Source organism: Ulvibacter antarcticus, assembly GCF_003688405.1.
In the GTDB taxonomy this organism is placed as follows: Bacteria; Bacteroidota; Bacteroidia; order Flavobacteriales; family Flavobacteriaceae; genus Ulvibacter; species Ulvibacter antarcticus.
The window spans coordinates 96,022-122,910 of record NZ_REFC01000011.1; the positions used below are offsets into that span (position 1 = coordinate 96,022).

The following is a 26,889-nucleotide window of genomic DNA, read 5'->3' on the forward strand; positions in this document are numbered from 1 at the left end:
TGTTAGTTTTCAGAGTTAATAATATATTCTTTTACTTTATTAACAAAAGGATACATAACGACATCATCTTTGAAAGCAGGAACAATTTTACGAATCTCATCGAAGGTTTTTCTGGTTTTGGAAGAGACTTTATCTTTAACTTCCAAATACTCTATTGCCTGTACGATGGTAATTAATTCGATGGCAACTACTTCAAAAGCATTTTCAATCACCTTTTTAGTAATTAGCGCAGCATTGGTACCCATACTTACGATATCCTGATTGTCATTATTATTGGGGATACTATGCACATACATAGGGTTGGAAAGCATCTGATTCTCTGCCGTTGTAGACGTAGCAGTAAACTGAACACCTTGCATTCCAAAATTCAATCCGAGCGTGCCCAGATTTACAAATGGAGGCAGTATATCGTTTAGTTTAGAATTAAGCAGATAATTTAACTGTCTTTCTGCCAACATGCTCATCTTCGCAACTACGATCTTGAGCTTATCCATCTCTAAAGATACGTAATCCCCGTGAAAATTACCGCCATGATATACATGCTTTTTTTCAACATCAACGATAGGATTATCATTAGCCGAATTGACTTCTTCAATTAAGATTTTCTCAACATTATTCAAGGTATCTAAAACAGGCCCTAATATTTGCGGTACACATCGCAATGAATAGTATTCTTGTACCTTTTCTTCAAATACAGAGACCTCATTATTTCCATTATTGGGATTATATAAATGATGCTCTCTTTTTCTGATGAGTTTACTATCACCAAGATGCTTACGCATTGATTCGGCGATTTTTCTTTGTCCTATATGCTTCTTTGTCTGATTCAGATCGAAAGAAAGATGATCGTCATACGCTTCAACAATTTCATTAATCGCAGATGAACAACTTATCATCCAGTTCAATAACCTTCTTGTGTATATCGTATTCACTACACCAATTCCAGTCATTACCGATGTACCATTCATTAGGGCAAGGCCTTCGCGTAATTCGACAGAAATTGGCTTCAAATTCTCTAATTCAAATACACCTTTGGTTGGTTGCAATTTTCCTTTATAAAAAACTTCGCCTTCACCAATAAGTACAAGTGCTAAATGTGCTAACTGCACCAAATCTCCACTGGCACCTACTCCACCATGTTCATAAATAAGAGGAATAATATCCTTGTTAATAAGCGAAGTCATAAGCTTAATAACCGAAGTATGAACCCCCGAATTTCCTAAACTCAATGTATTCAATCTGGCCAACATAGCCGACTTCACATACATCGCAGGAATTGGGTTTCCTGTTCCTGATGAATGACTTCTTATTAAGTTATACTGAAGTTCGATTCTTTGAGAATCTTTGATCTTATATTGAGCCATAGGACCAAATCCAGTGTTCACACCATAGATCACTTTGTTTTCTGAAAACTCTTTCAAGAAATCAAAACTTCGCTGTACCCTGTCGATTACTTGACTGTCAACTTTTATAGACTCATCCTTAAATATAACCTCGTAAAAATCCCTTACTCCTAATTCTCCTTTAATTGTTAACATGTACTTTTGATATAACTTTTAATGATAATTATCAAAAAACTTAAAATAAAAATAGTTAATTTGATTGCAAATTTAATAATTTAAAGCATCTATACGCTATTAATATAAATCAATCTAATTCAAGCAATGACGAACACGAAAAGCATTGATGTACTAATCATCGGAGCCGGCCCTTCAGGTTGTGTCGCAGCAGCACATCTCTTTAATCAAGGTCTTACCATAAAGGTGATTGAAAAAAGTAAATTTCCCAGATTCGTTATTGGCGAAAGTTTATTGCCAAGATGCATGGAGCATTTTGAGGAAGTAGGATTGTTAGACTGTTTGAAAGCTCAAGAGTTCGAAGTGAAATCGGGAGCACGATTTCTTAAAAATGGGGTTGTTTGTGATTTCGATTTTAGCCAAAAACATTCCCAGGGTTGGGATTGGACCTGGCAAGTACCCAGAGCAGATTTTGATAATGCATTGGCAGAAGATCTGGTAAAAAAGGGTGTTAATATTGCCTTTGAACATGAAGTTGTTGATGTTGAATTCGCTTCGGATGGAAAATCTCTTACGACCATAAAAGATAATAATGGTGTCATTTCGACCATAACTGCCAAGTTTATTATTGATTCTTCTGGCTACGGAAGGGTTCTTCCGCGATTATTGGATCTTGATGCACCGTCTGCTATTCCGAAACATTCTTCAATTTTTACACATGTGAAGGAAGCCGATCGTCCTGATGGAATAGAAGGCACACTAATCACTTTTGATGTTGTTACCGACGATGTTTGGTTATGGGTGATTCCATTTTCGAATGGCGTGACTAGTTTAGGATTTGTAGGTCCTACCGAAATCCTTGAATCATACCATGGAACTCCTTCAGAAAAACTCAAAGAAATGATGAAGATGTCTAACCATTATCACGATCGTTTCGACGGAATAGACTATTTATTCGAACCAAGAGAAATAAAGAATTATTCCAAAGCCGTAAAACAATTGTATGGAAAAGGCTATGCATTAACTGGCAATAGCGCTGAGTTTTTAGATCCCGTTTTTTCATCTGGAGTTACCTTCGCAACTGAATCTGCCTTACTTTCAGCAAAATTGATTGCAAAAGAATTGAAGGGTGAAAAAGTGAATTGGGAAGAAGAGTATTCAGATTATATAAAAGAAGGCGTTGGTGTTTTTAGAACATATGTGAAAGAATGGTACACTGGAAATCTTCAGAAAATTTTCTTCCATCGTCCTGAAAACCCCGAGATAAAGAAGCAAATATGTTCTGTATTGGCGGGATATGTATGGGATAAAACAAATCCTTTTGTGAAAAATCACAGCCGATTGGTGAAAACTGTTGCAACCGTTATAGACATGGAATCGAAGCAAAAAAAAAGCGTTTAAGAACAACTTAAACGCTTTTTAAACTATAGTTATAATATTATTTTGCTTTCTTTCTAATATTAGCTGTAACTTCCTTGGCTAATTTTGCGTAGGCTTCTGAAATTCTATAACCAGAATCAAAATCGTAACCCCCGGCACCACCACCTTCAACTTTCGTGTAGTTCGCTGACCAAAGTATATTAGAAGGATTTGCAGTCTCATAAACCGAAACAGTCGCTTCCACTTTTGAGTTTTTTCTAACAATCCCTACGTTGTAGCCTGCCCACATCAAGGTTGTGTGGATTTTCATGGTATAATCGGCACCGATATCCATCCCAACTTTTCTTTCATCATTTTTCCAACGCTTATTGAATGATTCGATAAACTTTGGCTCATAACGATCTTCACGATCTGCAAACCATGATTCTTTGAACTTATCTCCGGTTCCGGCTTCTTTCTCATCCCTTTTCTCCATTTTATCTTTTAGGAATTCCTCTTCAGAATCGTATTTTGGGATCATTACATCACTGTAATCAAACTCCAAATTAAATGCCGTAATATCTTTAAGATTTTTAAAGCTGCCATCAGTAACCTTTACCTTTTGCGCAACCATTATTGAAGTGCTCAAAAGCACTGCTAGAAGTAATAGTGTTCTTTTCATTTTAATAAATTTATTGATTTTAAGTAACACAAACTTAGTGTTTTTTCAATTGGGTGAGATTTTCAGCACTTCTATATTCTGGTTTAATGAATAAAATAAGTCCGAAAATATCATTCAACTAGGCAATTCCTACTCTTTAATGCTATTCTTATTTCGCTTTAAAATGACCATTAATAAGTCTAATTTGGTGTCAAAAACGATAATACCTAAATTGTTAAAGTACGCATACTGTACGGCTTAAGTATGGCTTAAGTATGGATAATGTATGGGGAGTGTATGGAATCTCATATCGGCGTTAGCGACCAAATATGGATAAAAATGGCCAAAACGACGTTTTTCGGACATATATGCCAACTATTATGCAATGAAGATGATTTTAATAACTGAGGAACGGCAGTTTTAGGGAACTAAAGATTAATACTTAGTACTTTTGTCAGTTCGAGCGCAGTCGAGAACTACCAATTCATAATTGCGGAATTTGAATTAAGCTGGGTAATCAGGATCCTTAAACAAATGGAAAACGGCAGTTTTGGGGAATTTGTACATAAAACGCTGTGTTAAAATGTCAGTTCGAGCGCAGTCGAGAACTACCACTTAATAATTGTGGAATTTCAATTAAGCTGGGTAATCAGGATCCGTAAACAAATGGGAAACGGCAGTTTTGGGGAATTTGTACGTAAAACGCTGTATTAAAATGTCAGTTCGAGCGCAGTCGAGAACTACCACTTAATAATTGTGAAATTTCAATTAAGCTGAGGAATCAGGATCCATAAATAAATGGGAAACGGCAGTTTCAAAAACACAACTTAAATCGTTCTTTACCCAGAAAGGGCAAGATGAGGATTAGTGGCAACAAGCAACTAAGACTCGGAAAGGATAGAAATCTAAAATCAAGACTCAAATACTAAGGGAAACGGCAGTTTTGGAGAATTTGTACGCTAAAAATTACAAATTCCCCAAAACTGCCACCTACAATTAAGTAGGCCAATTAAGCGAACATAAAACTTGTAAAACAAAAATCCCAACCTTTTTCAAGATTGGGATTAAGTTTGAAGTTGGCCTACAAGGACTCGAACCTTGAATGTCGGTACCAAAAACCGGTGTGTTACCAATTACACCATAGGCCATTCCAAAAATTTAAAGACTTTCGTCTTCCAGCATAAGATAATCTTTACGCGTTGGAGGCGCAAATTTAATACAAACTTTGTTTTGTGCAAATATTTTTTTGTAAAATATTACTTTGTTAAGAACTAAAGAACGAAATATTGACTCATAAATCGCGTTACATTTGTTTAAACTGTTTTTGCAAAAAATAAAAATAGCCCGTTAATAGTAGAAAGGTCTTATTACAACAGCCTATAATTGATCTATTTCTTATCGCTTTTTAAGTGTCGAACTATTTATATTATTAGTAAATTCGCGCCAACGAAAACTGTAAGCATATATGGATTCCTTTACTTTCAGAAAATGGAATAATATTTTAGGATGGACTGTCTTTGCCATCGCATTAATAACGTATTGGATCACTGTTGAGCCCACCGCCAGTTTTTGGGATGCCGGAGAATACATAACCACGGCTAGCAATCTGGAAGTAGGTCACCCACCGGGAGCTCCGCTTTATCAAATTCTTGGAGCTTTTTTCTCCATTTTCGCAATGGAACCCACCAATATTGCACTTACCATAAACTTAATGTCCGTTTTCGCAAGTGCGTTTACGATACTTTTTATGTTTTGGTCACTCACAATTTTACTAACCAATATCGTTTCAAAGAAAAACGAACTAAACTACAATAATCAAATTGCCATCCTTGGAAGCGCCGCTGTTGGCTCCTTGGCATTTGCGTTTACAGATAGTTTTTGGTTTAGCGCCGTCGAGGCCGAAGTATACGCTATGGCAGCCTTTATCATGTCGGTACTTTTTTATCTTGGCCTTCGCTGGGAACGCGATATGAATACGCCTCGAGGTGATCGCTGGGTAATTCTTATTGCTTTTATGATCGGACTTTCCTTTGGAGTACACTTTTTAGGATTATTAACAATTCCAGCTATCGGATTTCTTTATTTCTTTAAAAATTTTAAAACTGTTACCGTTAAAAATTTCATAGGTGCAAACATTGTTGTGGTGGCGATCTTGCTTTTTATTTTCAAGCTATTATTACCTTGGACAATGAAGTTTTTTAGTGCTTCGGAATTGTTTTTCGTTAACAGTCTGCAAATGCCTTTCAATTCAGGTACGATTATCGCCGGTCTAGTATTCCTTGCTGTATCCTACTTTTTATTACGCTACACACGAAAAAAACACTATGTTCAACTGAATACTTTAGTTTTATGCATCCTTTTTATCCTTATCGGATTTTCAAGTTGGTTGATGTTGCCAATTAGAGCGAATGCAGGAACAGTAATCAACGAAAACAACCCGAACAACGCGCGAGAATTATTAGCCTACTACAACCGTGAACAATATCCGGAAACACATCTCTTTTATGGACCGCTTTTCACAGAAGGATATTCTGGATTGGATCTGGATGATCCCTATAAAGACGACAAACCTAAATACGAAAAAGATCTGAAGACCGGGAAATACATCGTTGTAAATGAGTATAAAAACGCACTTCAGAATTTCGACAATAATCATAAGGCATTCTTGCCTAGAATGTGGAGTATTGAAAATAGCAAAAATTATCTGGAATTCACCGATGGGCTTGACTTTAGTATAAAACGAGAATATCTTGGGGAATCGAGATTAGTTGAAGAGGTGCAAAAGTTTAAACAGGCATACAACCAAGGCTTAGTAGATGGCGAAGACTATGATACCTTTATGAAGGATTTCGGACCATTTATGGACATCGAAAAACCATCATTTTTCCAAAACATGCGCTTTATGTTCGAATATCAATTTGGATATATGTACTGGCGTTATTTTATGTGGAACTTCACCGGGCGACAGGATGATATCCAAGGTCAATATACCAATCAACATGGAAACTGGTTAAGTGGAGTTAAATTCATAGATGAACTAAGACTGGGATCTCAGGACAATCTGCCAAGCGATGCCAAATACAATAAAGCCAGAAATAATTACTACTTCTTACCACTAATCATAGGTATACTCGGACTTATTTTCCATTTTAAAAATGACTCCAAAAGCTTTTGGGTGCTGCTAGTATTTTTCCTTTTTACGGGATTGGCTTTGAAAGTATATCTAAACGAAAGACCCTTCGAACCTCGCGAACGGGATTATGCTTTGGTAGGATCCTTTTACGTTTTTGCGATATGGATTGGATATGGAGTATATGCATTGTACGAAATCCTCAAAGATTATATAAAACCAAAAGTTGCTATACCTGTGGTGTTAGCTATTACCACTTTGGCAGCTCCGGTTCTTTTGATTTCTCAAAACTGGGATGATCACGATCGTTCTAATCGATACACCGCCCAATCTATGGCTAAGATGTATCTCGATTCGCTGGATGAAAACGCGATTCTATTTACTATTGGAGATAATGATACTTTCGCACTCTGGTATGCTCAGGGGATTGAAGGCTATAGACAAGATGTTCGCATCATCAATACCAGCCTCTTTGCCACAGATTGGTACATAGACGATATGAAAAAGGCAGCCTTTAGCAGTGCTCCTATTCCGTCCCAATTGACGCATGATAAATATCGATTCGGAACAAGAGATTATATCGCATTTCAAGCAACAAAACAGGACACCATTGATATTAAAACATGGATGAAATGGGTAGCAGATGATAGTCCGGTGACTAAAGTTGAGCTAAATAGCGGAATTTTCGCCAACACCTTCCCATCGAAGATAATTCGTGTTCCCGTGGATAAAGAAGCAGTTTTAAAAAACGGAATTGTTTTAGAAAAGGACGCAGACAAAATTGTTCCTTATATCGACATTAAACTAAGAGGGGATTTTATTTATAAAAATCGCTTATTAATGCTAGACATTATCGCTAATAATAATTGGGAACGCCCTATCTACTTTAGTGGTGGAAGTTTTGGAGATGACGATTACTTATGGATGAAGGATTACCTTCAACTCGAAGGGGTTGTCTATAAATTGGTGCCTATTAGAACACCGGTGAATCCACGAAATCCTTTTGATATGGGTAGAATTGATGCCGATAAGATGTACGATATTGTTATGGCATGGGATTGGGGTAATAGCGGAAGTCCCGATATTTATCACGATGTGGAAACTCGCAGAAACGGAATTACTTACCGAAGTAATATAGCCCGTTTGGCAGAAACACTTATCAACGAAGCTAAGCCGGAAAAGGCAGAAAGAGTATTGGATCTCGCGATGGAAAAAATGCCTGTCGATATGTTCGAATATTATTCCTTACTCGAACCTTTTGTGTTGGGTTATTATGAAGTAGATAAACCCGAAAAAGCCAGAGCCGTTTACAATGATGTGGTTAAAAAATATCAGGAAAAATTATTGTACTACAGTGGCCTCAAAGTTCAACGACAATATGGGATTGCCGACGAAATTATCAGCGATATGGAGCGCTACCGTGGCCTTATAGATATTATTATTAGAAATGATTCTGAAGAAATGGCACGTAAAGAAGCAGCAAAGTTCAATGATTATTTGAAACTCTTCCGTCATTTCTATTCTGAAGAAGAAGGGGTGGATGTGGATAAAGATCTTCCTCAAGATACAACAACCATGGAGATCCCATTCGATTCGACGCTCTTAGAAGCGGTTGAACAAACTCCTCTAAATTAAAAGCTTGAAACCTTATTTGGTAAAAATGCCCAAACTTGTGCAACGGATGTTTCCGAAGCGAGTTTGGGCATTTTCAGATAAGAATAATACAGTGTATCTCACCTTCGATGACGGCCCTATCCCAGAAGTTACCCCTTGGGTTCTATCGCTTCTGAAAGAACACAATGCCAAAGCCACCTTTTTCTGTATTGGAGAGAATATTACGAAGCATCCCGATATTTTTGAGAGAATTATTTCTGAAGGACATTCCTTCGGAAACCATACCTTCCACCATCTAAACGGTTGGAAAACTGAAACACTCGATTATTTAAAGGATTGTGAGTTATTTGAAGAAGCAATTTCAAAAGTAGATCCTAAGATGATGAAATCGCCTTTATTTCGACCTCCATATGGACGACTCAACTCCAAACAAAGCCGTCAAATTCAGAATAAAGGCTACAAAATAATTATGTGGGATGTATTAAGTTATGATTACAACTCAAATGTTTCGGAAGAAAAATGCCTTCAGAATGTATTAAAAGCAATTCAACCGGGAAGTATCGTGGTATTTCACGACAGTTTAAAAGCAGCAAACAACATGAAGTATGCTCTTCCGAAGCTATTAAAATTTATAGAAAATAAGGGGTGGAAATGTGAAGCGATCTAAACGAATTCCTTCACTAAACCAATAAGAGTATTGGCATCTTGCTCCCCACTTTGACGCCATTTCATTTCGCCATTCTTGTAAATCATGAGCGTCGGCAAACCTTTAACTCGAAGTGCTTCAGCAAGTTCCTGATTTTTTTCCACGTCGATTTTTATAACCCGGGCTTTATCACCAAGCGCAGCGGCAACATCTCGTAAAACTGGATGCATTCCCTTACAGGCATCATCCCAGTCGGCATAAAAATCTAATAATACCGGTACTTTGGTTTCAATTAATTCTCCAAATTTTGACATCTATCTAAAGTGTTACTTGAACAAGACTTATACAAATATAGCATTTCCGATTAATAAATCGCGCTATTAGCCAATTCTAATGCTTGCATAGGGTTTTACATGAAATCAATCCATAGAATTTCTACTACTTCTGAGGCAAATTACCCTAAACATTTTTCCTTTTCTTTAGCTGTATAACCGTAATTTCGGGCCAGATTCCCACACGTCCGGGGTAGCCCAAATACCCAAATCCACGGTTCACATTTATGTATCTTCCGAACTCTTCATAAATTCCTGCCCAATTCTCATAACGGTACTTAACAGGACTCCATTTTATCCACCCTGGAATTTCAATTCCAAATTGCATTCCGTGTGTATGCCCGCTTAGGGTAAGGTGTACATTCTTCTCACTTTCCTTTACTTCTGCTTGCCAATGTGAAGGATCATGGCTCATTAAAATCTTAAACTCATTAGTTGCAAGACCTTCGCAAGCCTGTTCTAAATTTCCTGCCTTTTTAAAACCACCTGCGCCCCAATTCTCAACACCAATCAACGCGAGTCTTTCTCCATTACGTTCCAGATAGCGATGTTCATTCAACAACAGATTCCAACCCATTTCTCCCTGTAAAGCTTTCAGTCGATCGAGATTTTCAATTTTAGCTTCGGAAGATTCCCAATCGACATAGTCCCCGTAATCGTGATTTCCCAACACAGAAAAAACACCATCCTCTGCTTTAAGTTCAGAAAACATAGTAAACCAATCATTCATTTCGGCTGCTACATTATTTACCAAATCTCCGGTAAAAAGTATGACATCACTCTTCTGTTCATTGACAAGATCAACAGCATACTGTACCTTTTTTCTATTGTCGAAACTTCCACTGTGAATATCACTAATCTGTGTCAGCGTGTAACCATCGAATGCTTCAGGAAGATCATCGAATTCTAATACATATTTAAGCACCTTATAATTGTACTTTCCCCGATACATGCCGTATAGCAATGAAGCCAAAGGAATGGCAGCAATACCTAGTGCTACTGTGCTAATAAATTTACGTCGTGAAGGTATAAAATAAGCTTCTTTAGGATCGGTTACTTTAAAATACACACCTACAAATAATCGTACTACGTCTTCTCCAAACATAAAAATGATAAGGACAATTTTAGGTACAAATACAGCAAGTAATAACCCAAAGGCTAACATCCTGTTCGGACTAAGAACACGACTGCTCGACTGGTCTGTTAATTGATAGATCACCACCCCTATTACCAATAAGGAGATTGTAAAATAGAGTCCGTAGACCCAATAGTTCCGACTTAATGTACGTACAGCCTGAAAGGCATAGATGTCAACCAATAAATAAATGACCAATAATATTATCCAGCGCAATTTTTTTCTTTTTTGATAATTCTTAAAGATACAGTGAATTGAAAACCTGAGTAGAACATTTACTTTTTTTTAACGGTTTTTAGTATCTTTTCACAATAGTATGCGTCCATGAAAAACCTCAGCTTCCTATTCTTTCTGTTTTTTGTTGTTAGTTGCTCTCAAAAGGAAACCCTTACACCTGCCAAAAAAGATAAGTCACTTACTGACTACGTTAATACTTTTATAGGAACCGGAGGTCACGGACATACCTATCCGGGTGCCAGTATGCCCTTTGGAATGATGCAATTAAGCCCCGATACCCGCCTTGATGGATGGGATGGCTGTTCCGGCTATCATTATTCCGATAATTATATCTACGGATTTTCGCATACCCATCTTAGTGGTACCGGCGTAAGTGATTATGGAGATATTCTATTGATGCCCACTAATTCTGTTAATTTTAATAATGGTGCAAATGGAAAAAAGGGCTACGGAGATTATTTTACACATGATAATGAAACTGCATCTCCCGGATTCTACAAAGTACATCTCGATTCGACAAACATTGAAGTTGAATTAACCGTTACTGCTAGAGCCGGAATGCATAAATATTCTTTTCCTTCTTCGGAAAATCAAGTGCTGATATTGGATCTGGAACACAGAGATAAACTGCTCGATTTCAATATTACCCAGCTTTCAGACACCGAAATAAGCGGACATCGTTTTTCTGAAGCATGGGCGACCAATCAGAAACTCTTTTTTTACATTCAATTTTCTCATCCAATTAAGTCGCCGCCCGAATCTTTGTACAGAAATCCGGACCGACGTGCTCGTAAAGCAGCTTATACTTTCAATAACCCGAAAAATGATCCAGTTTATGTGTCGATAGGAATATCTGCGGTGGATATTGATGGTGCGAAGAAAAATCTAATGGCCGAAATTGGCACCAAAACTTTCGATCAATTAAAACTAGCGGCTGAAGCTTCCTGGGAAACACAACTCGAAAAGATTGTTATAGAAAGTGATAACACCGATTACAAAACTAATTTTTATTCGGCTTTATATCACAGTATGCTGGCTCCAAACTTATACCAGGATGTGGATGGTCGTTACCGCGGAATGGATCTTGAAATTCATCAAAATGACACTTTTAATTATTATACGGTTTTTTCACTTTGGGACACCTATCGCGCTGCACATCCTTTATATACAATCATCGAACAGCAACGAACCAACGATTTTATCAATACCTTTTTAACCAAATACGACGAAGGAGGAATTATGCCCATCTGGGATTTATCTGCCAATTATACAGGTTGTATGATAGGTTATCATGCCGTACCGGTAATTGCCGACGCCTATGCAAAAGGGATTAGAGGTTATGATGCGGAAAAAGCATTTACGGCTATGAAACATAGTGCCATTCAGGATCAATTGGGTTTAGAAGCTTATAAAAAGTATGGATATATCCCCGTAGAAGAAGAAAGTGAATCGGTTTCCAAGACTCTGGAATATGCCTACGATGACTGGACGATCGCCCAAATGGCGAAAGCTCTAGGTAAAACCGAAGATTATAAATTGTTTTCTGAAAGAGCACAGAATTACAAAAATGTATTCGATCCACAGACTAATTTTATGCGGGGACGATTTAGAAATACTTGGTTCGCACCTTTCGATCCCTACGAAGTAAATTTTAATTACACCGAAGCCAATGCCTGGCAATACAGCATGTACGTGCCCCAAGACATTTCAGGGTTTATGAAAATGATGGGTGGCAAGAAAGTTTTGGAACGACAACTTGATACTTTATTTATCGCAAAGGCAGAAACATCGGGAAGAGATCAGGCAGATATAACCGGGCTTATTGGACAATATGCTCATGGTAACGAGCCCAGTCATCACATGGCATATCTCTATAATTTCGTAAATAAGCCTTATAAAACACAGGAAAAGGTGCATCAAATACTTACTGAATTGTATAAAAATGCACCCGATGGGATTTCAGGAAATGAAGACTGCGGACAAATGAGTGCCTGGTATGTATTAAGTTCATTAGGATTCTATCCAGTAACTCCCGGAAGTAATCAATATATCATTGGAACACCTTTATTTCCAAAAGCCACCATCAATCTTGAGAATAACCAACAATTCAACATAGTCGCAAATAACATTTCTAACGAAAATAAATATATCGAATCTGCTAACCTCAATGGAAAAGAACTTACCCGAAGTTTCCTTTATCATAACGAGATTGTAGATGGAGGATCACTTGTTTTTAATATGACCAATAGCCCTTCTTCTTGGGCAAACAAAGACAAAGATGTACCAGTTACCGAAATTGTTGATCATCTCATTACTCCGGCTCCTTTTCTTGCCGAAGGGGACGTTGCATTTAAAAATCAGACGAAAATTGTTTTAAAGGTGGCTTCGGAAGAAACTAAAATTTATTACAATCTCAATAATTCAGAATATAAAGAATATACAGAACCCTTAATACTTTCCGAAGAAACCATCTTAAAAACCTATGCCGAAAAGAACGATCGTAAAAGTTCCGAGCTAAGTACTCAGTTTTATAAAATCGATCCAATGCTTAGTATTTCGCTGGAAACTGAATATGCCAACCAGTACAATGCAGGTGGAAATAATGCTCTCATCGATGGGATTCGAGGCGCAAAAGATTTTAGAACCGGTGCCTGGCAGGGTTATCAGGATACCGATCTTATTGCAATGATTGACCTCGGAAGTGTAAAATCTATAGAATCCATTAGCGTTAATTTTTTACAGGATCAGCGGAGTTGGATTTTTTATCCGACGGAAGTGAACTGTTCTTTTTCTGAAGACAATACCAATTATACAAAGCTTCCAACAAGGAAAATTGCATCTGCAACTCCTTCCGAAGCTACCGAAATAAAAAATATACAGTTCGACACCCACAGCAAAAAAGGACGTTACATAAAAATTCGGGCGAAAAATCTCGGTGCTCTTCCCAAATGGCATTTAGGGGCTCCGTTCAATGGCACAGCCTGGATTTTTGTGGATGAAATTGAAATTAGTAGTGAGTAGTCAGTAAATACATGTCACTTCGAGTGGTCTCAAAATGACTGCAAGGAATTATGAAATAGTATCGAGAAGGAGTGGTCTCAGAATGACTGAAAGGAATTATGAAATAGTATCGAGAAGGAGTGATTTCAGAATGACTGCAAGGAATTATGAAATAGTATCGAGAAGGAGTGATTTCAGAATGACTGCAAGGAATTATTAAATAGTATCGAGAAGGAGTGGTCTCAAAATGACTGTAAGGAAGTTTGAGATTGTATCGAGAAGGAGTGGTCTCAAAATGACTGAAAGGAATTATGAAATAGTATCGAGAAGCAATTAAAAATACCAATAAATGAAACGTAGAAAATTTATTCAGAATGCATCACTTTCTGGTCTCGGGGTTGTTGCCGGAGCAGCAGCATTAGCCTGTAATGATGCGAAAAAACCTTCCGAGGCAATTACTTCAGCAACAGTTGCTACTAACAACGTACCAACTAAACCTCTTGTAATCGCAACCTGGAATGTCCCCAACGCGACTGCAAAGGCATGGGAAGTGCTTCAAGAAGGAAAATCGGCACTCGATGCGATAGAACAAGGCTGTATGATTGAGGAGGCCAACGCAGAAGGACAATCGGTTGGGATTGGTGGATTGCCAGACAGAGATGGAAGAGTCACCTTAGACGCCTGTATTATGAATAAGGGTGGTGATTATGGAGCGGTGGTCTGCATGCAAAATATCGTTCACCCTATTTCTGTAGCTCGAAAAGTAATGCAAGATACCCCGCACGTACTTCTAGCGGGAACAGGCGCCGAGCAATTTGCCGTTTCGATAGGTTTCAAACGTGAGAATCTTTTAACCGAAGCTTCCAGGAAAGCATGGGAAGAATGGAAAAAAACATCAGAATACAAACCCATTATCAATATTGAAAACCATGATACTATCGGTATGTTAGCGATTGATAAGAATGGAGATATTTCGGGAGGCTGTACTACCAGCGGACTCGCCTACAAAATGGCTGGACGTGTGGGAGATTCGGCTATTATTGGATCGGGATTATTTATTGACAATGAAGTCGGTGGCGCGACGGCCACAGGGCTGGGAGAAGAGGTGCTAAAGACAGTTGGAAGTTTTTTAATCGTCGAATTAATGCGTCAAGGCAAATCTCCGCAACAAGCCTGCGAGGAAGCCATTGGAAGAATTATTAAAAAAAGCCCCGATTTCAAGGATTTCCAAGTTGGATATATTGCGGTGAACAAAAAGGGTGAGACCGGAGCCTATTGTATCCATGAAGGGTTCACCATGATGCGATATCAGGACAATGTGAATGAGAATGTAGCTGTGGATTTTTACAATAAATCTTAACGATTAAGCCATGAATCAAACCAAAAATTACCGATCGGCATTTATCACAATTACCATATTATTCTTTTTATGGGGATTTATCACCGTGTTGGTGGATAGCCTTATCCCCAGATTAAGAGATGTGTTCGCTCTTAGCTACTTTCAAGCCGGATTGGTTCAATTTGCGTTTTTTTTGGCATATTTAGTGTTTTCCATCCCGGCAGGTTGGTTGCTTTCGAAAATAGGTTATAAAAAAGGAATTATACTAGGTCTCATTGCCATGGCTATAGGATGTCTTTTATTCTCACCTGCGGCATCCAACAGATTATTTTGGGTCTTTTTAGTAGGCTATTTTACATTAGCAGGCGGAATAACAATTCTTCAGGTAGCCGCGAATCCCTATGTTGCATTACTTGGGAGTGAAAGTGGTGCATCGAGTAGATTAAATTTATCGCAAGCCTTTAATTCGCTTGGAACTACCATTGCTCCAATTGTTGGTGCGCTGTTTCTGTTAAGTGATACTATAAAATCTTCGGAAGAAATTTCAGCACTTTCCGAAGTAAGCAAAAAAGCATACTATCTTTCTGAAGCTTCCGCGGTAGAGCAACCATTCATGTTTATCGCCGGCTTTATTGGATTATTGGTGATACTCTTCTTGTTGATCAAACTTCCGAAGCTAATGCATGAAAGTCCGAAAGGTGGATATGGCAAATTATTGAGCAATAAGATCGTATTAATGGGTGTCTTCGGAATTTTTCTCTACGTCGGTGCCGAAGTAGCGATTGGCAGCTATTTAGTGAATTACTTTCTCGATATGAATTTGGCAGGAATCGTTGCCGAAAACGACATAATGATGAACATTGCAAATACAATTGCCATGGTGTTCAATAAAAATTTTACAGGAAGTGATCCAAAATCTCTTTTAGGAATTTTTGTCACCTTTTACTGGGGTGGCGCTATGATTGGTCGATTTGTAGGTGCCTATCTCACCAAGATTATGGCTCCTGCGAAGGTCTTGGGAATCTTCGCTTTCATTTCAATAGTTATGTTACTCATATCGATGAATACATTTGGATTGATATCAATGTGGACAATCATTTCTGTTGGTTTATTTAATTCGATTATGTTTCCAACAATATTTACTCTTACATTGGAAGGCCTTGGAGATCTAAAAGCCCAGGCCTCCGGACTCTTATGTACAGCGATTTTTGGAGGAGCACTGCTTCCTCCCTTATATGGCTTTCTAACTGATCTAACCGGCTTTAAAATTGCCTTACTATTAATTATAGCATGTTATGGATACATTCTGTTTTTCGGATATAAGAAGCTGAAATATAATAGCTTATCGACTAAATAGGGGTTATTTTTTGGTAGGTATATTCTTACTTCAAGGAATACAATGAATTATTTTTGTAATTTTACTGGACATAAGTAGGTTGATGACCACGGTTATCGATCAAATTTGGGGCGAAAAGTCATCACATCTGTGGTGGCTTTTCAATTTTTACATCGGTTTTAAATAACAAATCTTCTATTACAATTACCCCTCAGTTTTTAAGTCATTTCAAATTTTGTAAGCAAAACAAAGCAGATTTTTAATCATTAGATAAGATTGCGCTAACTTGATTAAGAAACATCCTTATTATCTTTATACAGTACACAATCTACTAACCAAGATTTGAATATTATCTTGGAATATGAGGAGAAAAGCCGTTTGGGGAAGCGGCTTTCTTTATTTTAAAAACGAAAGTTTATGTCAATAAAAAACCCTGATAGCTAGCCATCAGGGTTTTTTTAATATAAGGTAAATAAGTCTTAAGCTTCCGCACTAGGTACGATAGAAACGTATGATTTATTATCTTTCTTCTTTGTAAATTTTACAAGGCCATCCACTCTTGCGTGAAGGGTGTGGTCTTTTCCACCATATACATTTTCACCTGGGTGATGTGTATTACCTCTTTGTCTTACGATGATGTTCCCTGCAATAGCAGCTTGTCCACCAAAAATCTTAACGCCTAGACGTTTCGATTCTGATTCCCTACCATTCTTAGAACTACCAACTCCTTTTTTGTGAGCCATTTTCTTAAGGTTTTATATTGTTATACTTAAGCAGTTGAGATTACTTCTCGATACCGCCGTCTAATCTGTCTTGTAATTCTTTAAGCTCATCCCACTTCCCTTCGGCAGCAAGTTTAGCTTGTTTTGGCCATGTATCTGTAACCAAGTGCGCTAAATTAGAACTTGCTTCAGTTAAAATAGCGGCAATTGCTTCAGGTTTTGCCTTAGCAACCTTTGCAAATGTATCCAATCCTGCAGCAACCATAGCCTCAGCAGCTTTTGGTCCAGCACCTTCAATCTTTTTAAGATCGTCAGCTTTAGCAGCCTTTTTAGCAGGTGCTTTTGCTTTTGGTGCAGCTTTTGCTTCTTTTTTAGGAGCAGCAGCCTTAGTTGCAGTTGTTTTTTCTTTAGTTTCTGTAGCTTTTTTAGCCACAGGAGCTTTTTCTTCTTTCTTTGGAGCAGCTTTCTTCTCAGCCTTAGCCGGAGTCGATTTCTTAGCTCCAGATCCAGCGATGCTTTCAATAACGATTTCAGAAAGAGACTGTCTGTGACCGTTCTTAACACGGTATCCTTTTCTTCTTTTCTTTTTGAAAACAATAACTTTGTCACCTTTAAGGTGTCTTAAGACTTTTGCTCCAATAAGAGCTCCGTCTATAGCCGGGGCGCCAATAGTAATTTTGTCACCATCACCAACTAAAAGTACATTGTCGAATTCGACTTTCTTACCTTCTTCAGTTGATAAACGATTAACAAAAACCTTTTGGTCTTTTGCAACTTTAAATTGCTGCCCTGCTATCTCTACAATTGCGTACATAGCGTAACGTTTATTAATTTAGTTAATATTACAATCTCCCATTTTCAAAGGGCTAGGCCCTCCGAAGCAAACGAAGGTTTGCGTAGGGGGGTGCAAATATAATTTTATTAATGGAAATTACAAAGTGTTTATTGTCTTTATTTTAAGGTGTTTCGCTTACCTTCAGGAGTATTCCAGGAGTCTTTGAGTAACTGCATATATGCCAGCGAAAGCACCAGAGAAGTAGATACCCCCATAACAAATATGGTAAATAATAACATAAAAGTCCCCAACTCGTATCCTTGCCCCCAAGATTCTAAAATTCTAACGGCAAATTCTGTATCGATCTGATACATATAAATTGCCATAAAAATCGTGAATATTACAGACGCTAGTGCCCCGGACATAAATCCCACCTGAAATCCTTTTTCATATTTAAAGCTACCTGCATCCCTCTTATACCTTCGCATCGCCATCATAAGCCCGGCGCCAAAAATGATTCCGTTTGCCGCACTAAATACAGGATACTGATGCAAACCAAATAATTTCAGAAGTAAAAAATAAGCAACCAAGGCGATGGCCATTAGAATTCCATAACGAGTATATATTTTTGACATAGTGGCTGGTATTTATATCTAAATTTACAAAATTGAAATTAACATTTAACAAAAGAGTGTGTTAACTTTTATTTGACAATAAAACACCTAATAATATTATTCCTCCAGCACCCAATTGTATTATAGTAAACTTCTCTCCATCCAAAACTCCCCATAAGAGAGCCACAATAGGAATTAAATAGGTGACCGAAGTCGAAAAAACAGGGGTGCTTAATTGTACTAGTTTATTAAACATCACCTTGGCCACACCTGTTCCCACCAAAGCCAATATTGTAAGATAGCCTATAGATATATGAATACTTCGGTCTGTTATAAGTGCTTCGGAAAAAAAATCGGAAAAAATTAAAACCAGTATTGCCGGAATAATAAGTACAACAAAATTTCCTACCGCAATTGTCAAGGCAGGAATATTCTGAAGGTGACGCTTTATAATATTAACATTAAAAGCATAACATATACTTGCAATCAAGACCAAACCTGCATACCAGTAATTTTGGTCAGGATTTAGATTACTTCCGCTCCAGATAAGAAGTAGACTTCCAAATAAACCCACAATAACACCGACGAACTGATTTCTAGTAAAACCAATACTAAATACCAAAGCGCCTGCTATAAGAGCCATGATAGGCGTGGTCGAATTTAAAATAGAAGCGATGGCGCTGTCTATTTCAGTTTCAGCAAAAGCAAAAAGAAAGACAGGAATAAAAGTTCCGAGCAAAGCTGAAATAATAATCCACTTCCAGTCTTTCTTCTGAATAGTCTTCAGTTTAGAATACCCGGCTATCAATAAAAAGATAGCAGCAAATAGCACTCTCAACGAACCTAATTGAAGAGGCGTAAGGCCAACCAACGATTTTTTAATAAGAATAAAAGAGCTCCCCCAAACAATTGAGAGTACAATAAGATAAATCCATTTTTTTGGGATTCCTTTCATAGAAGGTGCAAAAGTCCAAAAACTCTACCTAAGATTTAATAAATTTCTTGAAACTATTCTTACCATCAATAGTTACTTGGGCAAAGTACATTCCATTAGCAAGATTAGACACATCTATCTCAGAATAATTTGCCACTTTAATTAGTACACCTTGCAGTGAATATATCATAACACTCTGAATTTGCTCATTGGATGTAATGTTTAAAACATTCTGTGCAGGGTTAGGAAACATTGTGAATTTAATTGACGTATAATCTTCAATTCCTAAATCACAAATTTCACTATACGACGCAGTAGCATCTTTGCACCAGCCTAAATAATTAGCTTGGTCGCATAAGGGATAAGTAGCAGTTTCGTCATCTACTTGAATACATGTAAGATTCGGGTTTCCAAATGCCCACATTTTAGTCAGTCCTATATTATTTCCATTTTTAATATTTAAATTAACTAGTTGATTATCATCGCATCTTAATTGTACCAGATTCGGGTTTTGACTCACATTTAAATTTACAACTTGATTTCCAGTGATCCACAAAAGATCTAAATTCGGGTTTTGAGTTACATCTATACTTATTAATTGATTATTATGTAGAAATAAATCTTCAAGTAAGAAGTTCTGGGTTACATCTAAACTTGTTAATTGATTATTAGCGAAACTTAAATACTCAATTTGAGAATTTTGGGTCACGTCAATGTTCGCAATTTGATTATTACTGCCATCAAAATGTATAAGAAGTGGGTTATGTGATACATCTATCTCAGTAAATTGGTTAAATGGGAAACTTAATTCGATAAGATTATCATTTTGGGCAACATCTAAGTCTGTTAATTCATTAAAACCGCAAAACAATCGTTGAAGATTTTCATTTTGCGTTACATCTATTCCAGTAATTTGATTTTGTGCGCACCCTAAAGTTTTTAGATTATATAATTGAGTTACATCCAAACTTGCTAATTGATTCTCACTTGCATACAAAGATTCAAGATTTAAATTTTGAGTTAAGTCCAAATTGGCTATTAAATTATCCTTGCAGTTCAAAAATTCAAGATTCGGATTTTGTGTTACATCTAAAGCACTTAGTTGATTACTCCAGCAGTCTAAATATTTGAGGTTTATGTTTTGAGTAACATCCAATGTTGTTATTTCGTTAAAATGGCATTCTAGATATTCCAAACTAATAAAACTCTGTATTCCTTCCATAGAAGATACTTCACCTACTGTAGTTCTCAACCAAATTACTACCTCTGCCTCGCTTAGCTGAATCTCTCCATCATTATTCGTGTCAACATCCGAGTCGGCTACACCATCACCATTGGTATCTATACAGTGAGTGTTCACTAAAATATGCTTAAAAGCAGGATCAGGAATATCTACAATTTGAGCTTGTGTTATAGCACTTATAAGCAATACTAAAACGAAATAAATATAATTCATAGATTGGTTTTTAATCGAATTTGCTAAAGGTATAGTTTTCCTTCAGAAGAAAGGGTGAAGGCCATAAAGTCTTTAACTAAACAACCTATTCCTTCCAACGAATAGTCTCCATTATCTTTCGAATATCCTCCCGCAAATAAACAACCGCCGGATAAATAGAATCAAAATTTGGCTTGGCATCGAAGTAGAGTGACCCTGTTACAAAGTGATTAACACTGTCGGTAACGTAAAAATGTGATTGAGAAGCCGCATTACCATTAATCTTATAAAACATCCCATAAACATTGTTATTGGGGTTTACAAAAGGTTGTTCAGGAATACTTTCTGCTTTAATATTATGATCATACGCCAATTTCTGAGCATCGTAAACTAAAGAATCTAAATTGTTATTTCTTACACTCTGATACGTAAGATATATAGTCGCATTCATTTTCGAATACTGGACATTCATCCCACAATTTTTAGTCTTCTTTAATGCCGCCGATTCATTCTTCTCGAAAGAATATGGACAATCTTTATCAATTCGCTTATAAGCCGCACTTGGAAATTCCAGCCTCAATTTAGCATTGGGTTTCACTGTTACCGGATCTTCGCAACTCATTAGAAAAACACACAAAATAAATAAGAATGAAAATCGGAGCATACTAATTAATTGAAAGTTTAATCTGTTTGATGCGTTTATTATCGAACGCTTCAATGGTAAACGAATAATTATGGAAGGTTAGTATTTCATCCTTTTTAGGAAATCCTTTAGAAATCTCCAGAAGGAAACCCGCAAGTGTTTCGGCCTCTCCTTTTTCATCCTCAAAAGGCTGAGGATCCTCAATTTTTATAACCTTATAAAAATCCTTAAGTGGGGTTTTACCTTCAAATATATAATTATTGTCATCCAATTTTGAAAACACAAGATCCTCGTCGTCAAATTCATCACTGATTTCACCCACGATCTCTTCCAAAATATCTTCCAAAGAGATCAAACCACTCGTCCCACCATATTCATCCACAACAATAGCAAGGTGCATTTTCATCTCCTTAAACTCATTGAGAAGATCGTCCAGCTTCTTATTTTCCGGTATAAAATATGGTTCTCGTTTTAGATTCTGCCAGTCAAGCGTTTTTCTATCTATATAAGGTAAAAGATCTTTTACGTAAAGAATCCCGGTAATCGAGTCAATACTATCCTTATAAACCGGTATTCGGGAATATCCACGTTCTATAATATCTGGCATAATATCCTTAAAAGAGAGATCTTCATTTAAGGCGAAAATGTCCATTCTATTTTTCATCACCTGTTTAGTATCGGTATTTCCGAAGGTAACAATCCCTTGCAAGATCTTTTGTTCTTCGTGAGTGGTATCTTTTGCGTCGGTTAACTCAAGCGCTTGAGATAATTGATCGACACTAATATTCGATTTCTGCTTTCCAAATTTATCATGTATATAAATAGTAGCCGCTCTCATTGGCATACTTAAAGGCATGAGCAAGGTATCTAATACATTTAAAGGATACGCCATGAAATTAGTGAACTTCAATTTATTCCTACTCGCATATATCTTCGGAAGAATTTCACCAAACAACAAAATTAGGAAGGTAACGACACCTACTTCTACTATAAATCTGAGATTGTAAGCATCGGTAATCCCCGAAAAGAGTATTTCTGTAATCGAATCAAAGAGTAAAACGATGGCAATATTGATAAAGTTATTAGCTACCAAAATAGTTGCCAAAAGCTTCTTTGGTTTGGACAGTAATTTTTTAATGATATCCAGTTTCTTACTTCCCACAGCATCATCCGATTCCAGATCTGTCGTAGTAAGTGAAAATAGAGCTACTTCAGCTCCCGAAATCAGGGCTGAACAAACTAGTAAAACAAGTAAAACAACTATACTTGTTATATGAGTGTAGGAAAGAAAAGCTATAAAAAGTAAACTGGGAGGCTCTATATCCAAAATGTTTCGGTTAGTTAAACTTTAAAACGGCAAATCGTCATTTTCGCCCGGGGCATCTGTCACTTCGTTAGTCTGACTGGCAACTTGATGTCCACTATTATTCCCGGATACAGGACCAGAATTATCTTCGTTTTTAGGAGATAAAAAGGTAAAATCTGTACACTGTATTTCGGTACTGTAGCGATCCTGACCTTTATCATCCTGCCATTTTCGAGTTTTCAGCCGACCTTCAATATACACCTTGTCACCCTTTTTCAGGTACTTTTCACAAATTTCAGCCGCTTTATTCCGAACAACAATATTGTGCCATTCAGTATTATTTACTTTTTCACCGGTAGTGCGATTCGTATACGTTTCATTCGTCGCCACAGGAAATCTTCCAATGCTTCCGCCTCCTTCAAAATAGTGCATTTTAACTTCATCTCCTGTATGCCCTATTAGCATCACCTTATTTAATGTACCGCTCATTATAATTATTTTTGCAAAGGTATATTTTGTCGCTTAAATATAGGTGTTTTTTCAGATTTTAAAAACTGAAAAATCCGAAATAAAATTTTCAATCAATACAGGCACAGCGTAGTCACGAACTCTTGCAATAGGAATCTCATTTTCTATTCTATTTCCGTTTTTTTGATTTTCTTCGGAAAGGGTCGCGATCCAGAATCTGGTGTACAAATGCTGATGGGACAATTTATGCACTACCGAAGCTTCATTATATAGTACCAATGATTCGATGTTGTATCCTTCTGAAACTTCATTAAACGTCTGAATCTCCTTCAATTCAATTTCATCGACCTCTGCTTCAGTTTCCACCAATGGAAATTCGTACAATTGTTGCCAGATTCCCTTTTTTGTACGTTGCTTCAACACCGTCTTACCTTCTTCAGAAAGAATAACTATATAATTGAAATATCTCTTTTTAATCTTCAGTTTTTTAATCTTAACAGGCAATTGGCCCACCATATCCTTTTTCAAAGCGATACAACGATCACTAAAAATACAACTTCCACAATCCGGGTTCTGAGGTGTACAATGTCTGGCACCAAATTCCATGATAGCTTGATTGTAAGTGCCCGGTTGTCTGCCATCGATGAGAAGCTGCGCAAGGCTTTTAAACTCTTTAATTCCGGCAGTACTATTAATAGGTGTGCTTATTCCAAAAACGCGTGAGAGCACACGATACACATTACCATCTACAACAGCTTGTTTTTCGTCATAACAGATGGAGGCAATGGCACTGGCCGTATAATCACCGACTCCTTTTAACGTAAGTAACTCCTTATAATTAGATGGAAACTTACCGTTGCGTTCATTCCAAATATAATTAGCAGTGGCATATAAGTTTCTCGCCCTCGAATAATATCCTAATCCCTGCCATAATTTAAGTATTTTATCTTCGGAAGTCGTCGCAAGCTCTTTTATTGTAGGAAACGCCTTTAAGAATCGTTCATAATACGGAAGGCCCTGTGCGACACGCGTTTGCTGTAGCATTATTTCTGAAAGCCATATGCGATATGGATCTTTTGTATTTCGCCAAGGAAGATCTCTTTTGTGCTGTAAGTACCACAATATGAGTTTTTTATGAAAAAAAGATGAATTTTTAGGCATTTCACAAAAATACCCTATATCTAATTATATTTTAACGCATTACGATTTGATTTATTGATTTTAAAATCCGTATATTTGCCATCTTGAAAAAAAACCTATACTTATAATAATTAAAAAAAAAATTAGCATGACGAAAGCAGATATTGTAGCGAAAATTTCAGAAAAATTAGGAATGGAAAAAGGTGATGTACAAGCTACTGTTGAAACCTTCATGGAAGAAGTAAAAACTTCTCTAGAAAGTGGAGACAATGTTTACCTTAGAGGATTTGGAAGTTTTATCATTAAAACTAGAGCCGAAAAAACCGGAAGAAACATTTCCAAAAACACTACAATCAAGATCCCCGCTCACAACATCCCAGCGTTTAAACCAGCAAAAGTGTTTGTTGAAGGCGTAAAGACAAATGTTGAGGTAAAATAATAATAATCTTTCCGTCCCCCGACGGATATTTAAAATAAGTTAATATGCCAAGTGGTAAAAAAAGAAAAAGACATAAGGTAGCTACGCACAAGCGTAAAAAGAGAAGACGCGCTAACCGTCATAAGAAAAAGTAGTTTTAAAACTACTTTTTTCTTTTAATATGTAGAGTAAATTGTTCTTTGAAATTGAAATCTCGCTGTTTTATTCTCTAGATACAGACTGGTTTCAACGGGTATTTCCCGATGTAATATCGGGTAAAAAAAACCCTGTGAAAATTATTGTTAAATCCATTTGTCAGCCTAAGGGCTGATGGATAAAAATTAATTAAGGTGAACTACGAATTATTTATTAGATCCAGTTCGCGAGAAGTTGATTTTGCCCTTTTAAAAGATGGAAGACTAGTTGAATTAAACAAGGAAGAAGAAGACAATAAGTTTTCGGTTGGTGATGTTTATATTGCCAAAATCCGAAAAACAGTACAAGGTCTAAACGCTGCATTTGTAAATGTAGGGTATGAGAAAGATGCATTTTTGCATTATCACGATCTTGGACCAAAAGTCCTTACTTTGTTGAAATTCATAAAACGTGTAAGCACAGGTAAACTTAAAGAGTATTCTTTAAAAGATTTCCCATTAGAAAAAGAGATTGATAAAAACGGAGGCATAAATGATGCTTTAAAGTCGAATCAGTCTATTCTGGTACAAATCGTAAAAGAACCCATTTCCACTAAAGGACCAAGAATTAGTTCAGAGCTTTCCATAGCCGGACGATATATAGTTCTTGTCCCCTTTTCAGATAGAGTTTCTGTTTCTCAAAAAATAGAATCCAAAGAAGAAAAGGATAGGTTAAAACGCTTGATCACAAGTATAAAACCTAAAGGATTTGGCGTTATCATACGAACAGTAGCAGAAGGCAAAAAAGTAGCAGAACTGGATAGAGATTTACAAAATCTCACAGATCGCTGGACAGCGATGTGTAAAACGCTACAAGGAGCACACCATCCTTCAAAGGTGTTAAGTGAATTAAGTAGAGGATCTTCTATGATCCGTGACGTTTTTAACGATTCGTTTTCGGCCATACACATAGACGATGAGAATCTCTTCATACAAATAAAAGATTATGTGCAGGAAATTGCACCACATAAAGAGAGCATTGTTAAATTTTACGATTCAAAAGTTCCAATCTTTGAAAAATTTGGAATTGAACGTCAAATTAAAACTTCCTTTGGTAGAACCGTATCTGGTAGCAAAGGAGCCTATTTGGTAATCGAACATACAGAAGCCATGCACGTTATAGACGTAAACAGTGGTAACCGTAGTAATAAATCGAAAACCCAGGAAGGTACAGCCCTCGAAGTAAACCTAATTGCCGCAACTGAGGTTGCAAGGCAGTTAAGATTGCGAGATATGGGAGGAATAATTGTGGTAGACTTTATTGATCTGGGCCAAGCTGGCAACAGAAAAAAACTCTACGATCATCTTCGTGAAGAAATGAAAGACGATCGAGCAAAACACAAAATACTTCCGCCAAGTAAATTTGGCTTGATACAAATAACCCGCCAACGCGTAAGGCCTGAAATGAATATCAAAACCCGCGAAGAAGATCCCAGTAGTAATGGTGATGTAAATTCCGGAGAAATTGAAGCGCCTATTGGAGTGGTAGATAAAATTAATGAAGATGTTAAACGCCTCTTCAAAAAAGACTATAAAAAGATGACCTTAAACGCACATCCTTTTATAGCGGCCTTTTTAACAAAAGGTATCCCATCGGTGCGAACCAAATGGTTCATGGAGCACAAAAAGTGGGTAAAAATTCAACCAAGAGATGCTTACACGTATCTTGAATACCATTTCTATGATAAGAATGGTGAAGAGATTAACTAGAATTAAAACCTCCGAGCGTAAAGCTTTGGAGGTTTTTTTTTGCCTTCACCTCACCCTAACCTCTCCTGCTGAGAGTGAATTATTCTATATATTATTTGGGCATTCCCCTCTTTCGTTACACTTCAGAGGACCGGGTCATCCGCTATATCCCTGTAGTAGTCATGTAGTGAGCTACGCTCTACTTCATGGCTCCTCCCCCTAATGCAACCTACCCCACCTTTAAG

Annotated in this window: 21 protein-coding genes and 1 tRNA gene; 8 read left to right on the top strand and 14 right to left on the bottom strand. The window is 37.1% G+C overall.

Features of this window, described 5'->3' with window-relative positions:
• Positions 1–2: 2 nt before the first annotated feature.
• Entirely contained in the window at positions 3–1,538 is a 1,536-nt protein-coding gene (locus BXY75_RS00705; protein WP_121905784.1) for an HAL/PAL/TAL family ammonia-lyase, read from the bottom strand.
• A 126-nt stretch (positions 1,539–1,664) separates the two neighbouring features.
• On the opposite strand from BXY75_RS00705, the gene BXY75_RS00710 reads away from it, so the two are divergent.
• Positions 1,665–2,918, top strand: a complete 1,254-nt coding sequence (locus BXY75_RS00710; protein WP_121905785.1) for an NAD(P)/FAD-dependent oxidoreductase — start codon at positions 1,665–1,667, stop codon at positions 2,916–2,918.
• A gap of 37 nt (positions 2,919–2,955) precedes the next feature.
• Here the strand turns inward: BXY75_RS00710 and BXY75_RS00715 are convergent, their stop codons facing one another.
• Both BXY75_RS00715 and BXY75_RS00720 read right to left on the bottom strand, forming a co-directional pair.
• Complete coding sequence (locus BXY75_RS00715) at positions 2,956–3,558, bottom strand: hypothetical protein (RefSeq protein ID WP_121905786.1); 603 nt, start codon at positions 3,556–3,558, stop codon at positions 2,956–2,958.
• A gap of 1,055 nt (positions 3,559–4,613) precedes the next feature.
• Positions 4,614–4,685, bottom strand: a tRNA-Gln gene (locus BXY75_RS00720).
• A gap of 317 nt (positions 4,686–5,002) precedes the next feature.
• Here BXY75_RS00720 and BXY75_RS00725 point away from each other — a divergent pair.
• Together BXY75_RS00725 and BXY75_RS00730 are read left to right on the top strand one after the other, a co-directional pair.
• Complete coding sequence (locus BXY75_RS00725; protein WP_121905787.1) at positions 5,003–8,302, top strand: glycosyltransferase family 117 protein; 3,300 nt, start codon at positions 5,003–5,005, stop codon at positions 8,300–8,302.
• A 25-nt stretch (positions 8,303–8,327) separates the two neighbouring features.
• The gene (locus tag BXY75_RS00730; protein WP_121905788.1) at positions 8,328–8,948 is read left to right on the top strand and encodes a polysaccharide deacetylase family protein; all 621 of its coding nucleotides are present in this window, start codon (positions 8,328–8,330) and stop codon (positions 8,946–8,948) included.
• Here the strand turns inward: BXY75_RS00730 and BXY75_RS00735 are convergent.
• On the bottom strand, positions 8,945–9,241 hold the full coding sequence (locus BXY75_RS00735; protein WP_121905789.1) for a thioredoxin family protein: 297 nt from the start codon (positions 9,239–9,241) through the stop codon (positions 8,945–8,947). The genes BXY75_RS00730 and BXY75_RS00735 overlap by 4 nt on opposite strands.
• Before the next feature lie 145 nt (positions 9,242–9,386).
• On the bottom strand, positions 9,387–10,610 hold the full coding sequence (locus BXY75_RS00740) for a metallophosphoesterase (protein WP_121905790.1): 1,224 nt from the start codon (positions 10,608–10,610) through the stop codon (positions 9,387–9,389).
• A 108-nt stretch (positions 10,611–10,718) separates the two neighbouring features.
• Here BXY75_RS00740 and BXY75_RS00745 point away from each other — a divergent pair, with 108 nt between their 5' ends.
• From BXY75_RS00745 to BXY75_RS00755, 3 genes are all read left to right on the top strand, one after another.
• Positions 10,719–13,652: a GH92 family glycosyl hydrolase gene (locus BXY75_RS00745; protein WP_121905791.1), complete on the top strand. Its 2,934-nt coding sequence runs from the start codon at positions 10,719–10,721 to the stop codon at positions 13,650–13,652.
• A gap of 328 nt (positions 13,653–13,980) precedes the next feature.
• A complete protein-coding gene (locus tag BXY75_RS00750; protein ID WP_121905792.1) occupies positions 13,981–14,991 on the top strand; it encodes a N(4)-(beta-N-acetylglucosaminyl)-L-asparaginase in 1,011 nt (336 codons plus the stop codon).
• A 10-nt stretch (positions 14,992–15,001) separates the two neighbouring features.
• On the top strand, positions 15,002–16,327 hold the full coding sequence (locus BXY75_RS00755; RefSeq protein ID WP_121905793.1) for a sugar MFS transporter: 1,326 nt from the start codon (positions 15,002–15,004) through the stop codon (positions 16,325–16,327).
• 458 nt (positions 16,328–16,785) lie between these two features.
• On the opposite strand, the gene rpmA is transcribed toward BXY75_RS00755, so the two are convergent.
• The 9 genes from rpmA to mutY form a co-directional block, all read right to left on the bottom strand.
• Positions 16,786–17,049, bottom strand: coding sequence for a 50S ribosomal protein L27 (gene rpmA, locus BXY75_RS00760; protein ID WP_121905794.1), 264 nt, complete (start codon positions 17,047–17,049; stop codon positions 16,786–16,788).
• Positions 17,050–17,089: 40 nt separating this feature from the next.
• Positions 17,090–17,842, bottom strand: coding sequence for a 50S ribosomal protein L21 (gene rplU / locus BXY75_RS00765; RefSeq protein ID WP_121905795.1), 753 nt, complete (start codon positions 17,840–17,842; stop codon positions 17,090–17,092).
• A 137-nt stretch (positions 17,843–17,979) separates the two neighbouring features.
• Positions 17,980–18,438 (bottom strand): DUF4199 domain-containing protein, encoded by a 459-nt coding sequence (locus BXY75_RS00770; protein WP_121905796.1) that lies wholly within the window; start codon positions 18,436–18,438, stop codon positions 17,980–17,982.
• Positions 18,439–18,499: 61 nt separating this feature from the next.
• A complete protein-coding gene (locus tag BXY75_RS00775) occupies positions 18,500–19,372 on the bottom strand; it encodes a DMT family transporter (protein ID WP_121905797.1) in 873 nt (290 codons plus the stop codon).
• 28 nt (positions 19,373–19,400) lie between these two features.
• The gene (locus tag BXY75_RS00780; RefSeq protein ID WP_121905798.1) at positions 19,401–20,807 is read right to left on the bottom strand and encodes a T9SS type A sorting domain-containing protein; all 1,407 of its coding nucleotides are present in this window, start codon (positions 20,805–20,807) and stop codon (positions 19,401–19,403) included.
• An 85-nt stretch (positions 20,808–20,892) separates the two neighbouring features.
• Positions 20,893–21,450 (bottom strand): gliding motility lipoprotein GldD, encoded by a 558-nt coding sequence (gene gldD / locus BXY75_RS00785; RefSeq protein WP_121905799.1) that lies wholly within the window; start codon positions 21,448–21,450, stop codon positions 20,893–20,895.
• 1 nt (position 21,451) lies between these two features.
• On the bottom strand, positions 21,452–22,756 hold the full coding sequence (locus BXY75_RS00790; RefSeq protein WP_121905800.1) for a gliding motility-associated protein GldE: 1,305 nt from the start codon (positions 22,754–22,756) through the stop codon (positions 21,452–21,454).
• A 21-nt stretch (positions 22,757–22,777) separates the two neighbouring features.
• Entirely contained in the window at positions 22,778–23,224 is a 447-nt protein-coding gene (locus BXY75_RS00795; RefSeq protein ID WP_121905801.1) for a single-stranded DNA-binding protein, read from the bottom strand.
• 51 nt (positions 23,225–23,275) lie between these two features.
• The gene (gene mutY, locus BXY75_RS00800; protein WP_121905802.1) at positions 23,276–24,364 is read right to left on the bottom strand and encodes an A/G-specific adenine glycosylase; all 1,089 of its coding nucleotides are present in this window, start codon (positions 24,362–24,364) and stop codon (positions 23,276–23,278) included.
• Positions 24,365–24,473: 109 nt separating this feature from the next.
• On the opposite strand from mutY, the gene BXY75_RS00805 reads away from it, so the two are divergent.
• Together BXY75_RS00805 and BXY75_RS00810 are read left to right on the top strand one after the other, a co-directional pair.
• Complete coding sequence (locus BXY75_RS00805) at positions 24,474–24,782, top strand: HU family DNA-binding protein (RefSeq protein WP_262697274.1); 309 nt, start codon at positions 24,474–24,476, stop codon at positions 24,780–24,782.
• 329 nt (positions 24,783–25,111) lie between these two features.
• Positions 25,112–26,665, top strand: coding sequence for an Rne/Rng family ribonuclease (locus BXY75_RS00810; protein ID WP_121905803.1), 1,554 nt, complete (start codon positions 25,112–25,114; stop codon positions 26,663–26,665).
• The last annotated feature ends 224 nt before the right edge of the window (positions 26,666–26,889 follow it).